This is a genomic window from Enterobacter sp. CPE_E890 (assembly GCF_046521475.1).
GTDB lineage: Bacteria > Pseudomonadota > Gammaproteobacteria > Enterobacterales > Enterobacteriaceae > Enterobacter > Enterobacter adelaidei.
Genome location: NZ_JBKFZW010000007.1, coordinates 1 through 5,154, shown reverse-complemented (window position 1 = coordinate 5,154; position 5,154 = coordinate 1). Strand labels below are relative to the sequence as shown.

Below are 5,154 nucleotides of genomic sequence, written 5' to 3'. Positions count from 1 at the left end.
GAATGGATGAAGTTAATTTTTTCAATGCGCTCCTAAAAAAGATAGAATTAGATGGAGATTACCAAGTAGTTGACTTCAAGGGAAAATCACAAATGGGTGATTTTATATCAATGATGTCAAAAACAGAAAGCTTCAATGAAAACGTAACTTCTATCGCTATAATTAGAGATGCTGACAACAACTTTGACTCTGTAGCAAATGAAATAAAATATACTTTAAAGTCAGTATTTAGCGCAAAGAGCATAGAGAATGGTGAAGTAAAGGAATTTGAAGATATAAACATAGGTTTTTACATAATGCCCGGCCCAGGAAAAAATGGAGAACTTGAAGATCTCGTTCTATCATCACTACAAGAAAATGAAATATTTTCAGAAGTATGTGTGTATTTAGAAAAATTAAAGACCATAACAAAACCAGCAAATGAGCAATCAATTTTTAGCTACCCTAGAAAAGAGTCTAAGGCTAAATTACAGATTTACTTCTCAAGCATGAAGGAATCCGACCCTAGAATGGGCTTGTCTGCACAGAGAAGTTATGTTGACTTTAAGCACACTTCATTTGAAGACTTGATTAGATTTATAAAATCAATGTAAAAATTATCATTTGCGGAATAAAATCATTCCGCAAATCCCCAAAAAATCAGTTAATAAAAAACGCCAAAACCACAATGCGATAATCTTAAAAAGCAGTAAAATCATAAACTTAAGAAATACTTGGCTTAAGGGCTTTTATCTTATCTATCTTATGCAATTTACCATAACATCTGTTGGGCGCACCGCTGAAACGGGGTTGGCTGCGTTTCCGGTGCCAGACGCGAGAAAGTGGCGACAGACATAACGAAAAAACACCGGAAACGCAGCCGCTGAATATTACACTCATGCATAGTCATGCAGCCAGATGCATGGGAGTGAAATTCACCCTGCGATCAGCGCGAAAGCCTTAAAAACAGGTATATGCTTCTCCAGCCACTCCCACAGTTCCGCCGCCAGATGCAGGCAGTTAAGTACAGCTTCAATAAATTTAAGCAGTTTCATACTTCCCCCTTGGTACAGGCCGTGATCTTTTCATCACGACTTATTTAGCGGGGAATTTCGCAGCCCTTCTTCCTGGGGGTTGTCACTGGCCGACATCCGTCAGCCCAGCGTCGGTCCTTTGTAGGTTTTCTGCGGCTGGCGCTGCAGCTCCAGGCTTTTCTGATATTCATGCTCCCGCTGCCGGCGCTCTGCAGTGTTCAGCTCCCGGACAAGCGGCGCAGCTGCTCGCTCAAACTCAGCACCTGCTCGCTCAAGTTCGTCACGCGCTCGCTCAGCATCGCGTTCTCCCGTTGCATAAGCCCAGACATCCTCCGCCATTCCGCGAAGGCGCTCTCCCATTCGTCCAGCCTTTGCGAGTAGTCCTGCTGTAGCTGCTCTAATGCGCTCAGCAACTGCTTTTCCAGCTCTGTCATTTTCCGCTACTCCTGTTTCAGGCGGATCCAGGTCGTCCCGTCGTAGGGGATAGCTTCGGACTGCATCCCCGGCGGCAGGATAAGGAATTTCCGGCCGTCGCTGCTCTCCTGATAGCGCACCCCCCACGTCCGGACGGTGAGTTTCTTCAGCGTATCCTCCTGCTGGCGAATGGCCGTGTAATTGTCGGTTATCTGCTGGCCCTGCCACCACAGCACGCCCCCGCTCGTTGCGATCAGCAGCGCCGAGGTCATCAGGATGGTGAGCCATGTCCGGCCGGCCGTCAGCAGCACGCTCCGCCGGTTCTTCTCTATGGCCGAGCTCATACCCTCTTCGTGGGCGCGGATGGCGTCGCTGATTCTCTTCGCGCTTGCGCTCAGTTCCGCTCTGACAGACTGCTCGTGCTCGCTGAATGCGGCTTTCAGCATCTCGCCGGTATGCAGCTGCTGCGCTTTCGATTTCTGCTCCAAGTCCTTCGCCAGCGTTAAAAGACTGCTCATAGATGGCTCCCTTCAGTCGGATGTTTCGCCCCCCGTCCGGGTCGGCAATGCTGATACTGCTTCTGGTGGTGCGCACCACCTCAAAACCTGCACTTTCCAGCGCCTCAGTGACGTCCTGGCGCGTTTTCAGCACCCCGGATGAGGCTAAGGCCAGTAACCCCTGGGTGATGGCCTGTGCGGCTTCCTGCTTTGTTTCTGGCAGGGCGGCCGCCGTGACCAGCGCCCGCCGGTTCTCCGGCGCGTCCGGGTCATGCAGCCCCAGCCGGCCGTTGACCACCGTCTGCCAGGCATCGATGCGCGGCCGGTCGGCGCGGTCAAAGTACGGCTGCAGGCGTTTTCCCGTCAGCAGCTCGGTATTGGGGATCAGGAAATTCAGCTCCAGACGCCTCTTGTCGGTGTGCTCCACCCACAGAACGCTGTACTGGTCCTTATCAAGTCCGGGCATCAGAACCCGCTCGAAGCTGGCCATCAGTTTTTCGCGCTGCCCGGGCGGCAGGTCAGCCTCCGCAAACGACAGTACCCCGGAGGTGTATTTCTTCGCATACGGCGAGGCGTCGATGAGCTCCCGGACCTCTTCCGGCCGTCCCTGCAGGACGGTGGCGCCCTCGCGCTGCCGGTCTTTACCGAGCAGGTAATCCACCGGTCCGGCGCCACCGCCGCGGCCGCGCGGATGGAATTTAACGATCATCGTCGGTCCCTTTCGCCAGAACCGCGTGGCGCAGCTGCTCGAGACCGGCATCGATCGCCATCAGCGCGGCGACAATCTGCACCCGGTCGTGGCCGGTACCGCCGCCGGCGTTAACCCGGCGGGCTATCTGGTTCAGGTTATTGCCCATGCCGGCAAGCTGGCGCAGCAGCGCCGGCGAGATCGAGGGGAGTTTGCCGGCGCGGGCCGGCTTCTCACCGAGGCACGTCTGCCGCATCCAGGACGCCAGCTGCTTTCCGTCGCAGCGTTCGAGCAGCCGGCGGTGCTCGTCCTCCGTCACCCACATGGTGAGCATCTTGTTCCGTTTCTCTGACAAACCGGCCTCCTGCTAACGCCGGGACGGGCGGGAAAAGCTTCCCGGGCGGCGCGGGGTTGGACCAAAGCCGTGCAGGCGCGTCAGTGGTTGCTGGCGGGTTTCTTGTTGGCGGGTTTCGGGGCGCAGCCGGGTCAGATCTCTTCGCTTCTTAGTGTATCGGCTAAAAATGCGCCTTGCCAAGGGCGCGGGCATAGCTGCTACATAAAGCAGGTGAAAAATAAGGGACGGGCGCGTCAGCAGAAAATGTACTGCAGGAGATATGCCGCTTCCTCGCTCACTGACTCGCTACGCTCGGTCGTTCGGCTGCGGCGAGCGGGGCAAGCATGCCCGGGAGTGGAAGCTATGTTATCCACAGATTCAGAGGATAAGCGGCAGAAGAACATGTGCGCAGGAAGAAAAACACGGAGAAAGGATCCAAGCGTTGCCGGTTTTCCATAGGCTCCGCCCCCTGACAAGCATCACAGAATCTGACGCTCAAATCAGTGGTGGCGAAACCCGACAGGACTATAAAGATACCAGGCGTTTCCCCCTGGCGGCTCCCTCGTGCGCTCTCCTGTTCCTGCCTTTCGGTTTACCGGTGTCATTCCGCTGTTATGGCCGCGGTTTCTCATTCCACGCCTGACACTCGGCTCCGGGAAGGCAGTTCGCTCCAAGCTGGACTGTATGCACGAACCCCCGTTCAGTCCGACCGCTGCGCCTTGTCCGGTAACTATCGTCTTGAGTCCAACCCGGACAGGCGTGAAAAACACCACTGGCAGCAGCCACTGGTAACGGTAATGTGCGAGAGATTTATCAGGAGTTCTTGAAGTGGCAGCCTTACTGAGGCTACACTGGAAGGACAGATTTGGTGACATGTCTCGCACAAGACTGTTACCTAGGTTCAGAAGTTCCCCAACTTACTGACCCTTCGAAAAAACCACCTCCCCAGGTGGTTTTTTTGTATCTGAGGTAGCAAAATACATCCCTTGAACCATCGTGGCAAGAAGAACAAAAACAATCGCATACAAAAAGGATTTGTTCATGATAAAAGACATTGAGATATCAAATTTCAAGATAATAGAATCACTGAAGTTATCAAATTTAAAAAGAGTAAACATAATTGCGGGAAAGAACGGGAAAGGAAAAACCTCGATACTTGATTCAATCTTCATAAGCAACGACATAGAATCTCCTGACTGCTTATTAAAACCTATCGTTTTTAGAGGTGGGATCCCAGATTTAACTAATAATGAACTTTGGTCATCTTACTTTAGAGATTTTGACAAAAGCAAAGATATAACAATAAAAACAACCAATAATAACGGGCAAAAGCTAGAAACAAAAATATCTGTTGAAGGCATTAATTCCAACACCCTAAACATAGGGACAATATCTAGCGACAATATAGACAAAAATAAAATATCGCCAAGATCCTCTAAGGGCGGGGAAGTATTAAAAATAAGAAAGTATGATGCAACACAAGAGAAAAACAAGCAGATAAAAATAGAGGTAACTCAACAGATTAATGGAAATCAAATAACTGCAAATTTAGTCAAGCATGGGAAGGAGGCTGATCCTACAACAACAACCTTTATCACAACCTCCAATTCTATAAACAATGCCAATATGGTTTCCGTAATGGGTGGGTTGATTAGAAACAAAGACAAAGACTCCATTATAGAAAGTATGAAGTCGATAAATAGCAAAATAAAAGACATTCAAATTGGGATTATTAACCAAGAAACTGAAATAATTTTCGACATTGGCGGAAACAAACTTGTTGGTCTTTCTGCTATGGGCGAGGGTGTCGGCAAATTACTTACAATCCTAGTTGTATCGTACAGTACCAAAAACGGAATAATACTCATTGACGAAATTGAAAACGGGATACACTATTCACTCATCCCATCAATAATAAAAACACTTGTAGATCAATCACTTAAAAACAACAATCAGATATTCATAACCACTCACAGCTCAGATGTCGTCAATGGTGCTGCCAATCTATTCTCTAGTGGTTCCATTAGCGAGTCTGATGTTTCATATACTAGGATTGGATACTCAGATAATAAGAAAAAATCTATAATTAACTCTTTCACACTTTCAGAGGTCAAATTATCTTCTGAAGAAAAATGGGAGATCCGATAATGGAAAAAATACAATCCCAAAATGTTAACCTTTTAAAAAGCAAAGTTTTATTTGTAGAGG

At 49.4% G+C, this 5,154-nt stretch carries 5 protein-coding genes and 1 pseudogene; 2 read left to right on the top strand and 4 right to left on the bottom strand.

The features are described 5' to 3' along the window. Positions 1-593, top strand: a 593-nt coding sequence (locus ACLHV9_RS27850) for a DUF3226 domain-containing protein (RefSeq protein WP_410397587.1), incomplete at its 5' end; no start/stop codon positions are given. A gap of 638 nt (positions 594-1,231) precedes the next feature. On the opposite strand, the gene ACLHV9_RS27845 is transcribed toward ACLHV9_RS27850, so the two are convergent. The 4 genes and pseudogenes from ACLHV9_RS27845 to ACLHV9_RS27830 form a co-directional block, all read right to left on the bottom strand. Then, on the bottom strand, positions 1,232-1,447 hold the full coding sequence (locus tag ACLHV9_RS27845; RefSeq protein WP_230431605.1) for an MbeD family mobilization/exclusion protein: 216 nt from the start codon (positions 1,445-1,447) through the stop codon (positions 1,232-1,234). A 6-nt stretch (positions 1,448-1,453) separates the two neighbouring features. Continuing rightward, positions 1,454-1,945, bottom strand: a complete 492-nt coding sequence (locus ACLHV9_RS27840; RefSeq protein ID WP_407221259.1) for an MbeB family mobilization protein — start codon at positions 1,943-1,945, stop codon at positions 1,454-1,456. A gap of 370 nt (positions 1,946-2,315) precedes the next feature. Beyond that, positions 2,316-2,633 (bottom strand): annotated as a pseudogene (locus tag ACLHV9_RS27835) (nuclease); the annotation flags it as partial. After that, positions 2,623-2,946 (bottom strand): MobC family plasmid mobilization relaxosome protein, encoded by a 324-nt coding sequence (locus ACLHV9_RS27830; RefSeq protein ID WP_407221261.1) that lies wholly within the window; start codon positions 2,944-2,946, stop codon positions 2,623-2,625. The pseudogene ACLHV9_RS27835 and the gene ACLHV9_RS27830, both read right to left, overlap by 11 nt. A gap of 1,041 nt (positions 2,947-3,987) precedes the next feature. Between ACLHV9_RS27830 and ACLHV9_RS27825 the strand changes: the two genes are divergently transcribed. Beyond that, positions 3,988-5,094, top strand: a complete 1,107-nt coding sequence (locus ACLHV9_RS27825; protein ID WP_407221256.1) for an AAA family ATPase — start codon at positions 3,988-3,990, stop codon at positions 5,092-5,094. Positions 5,095-5,154: the final 60 nt, after the last annotated feature.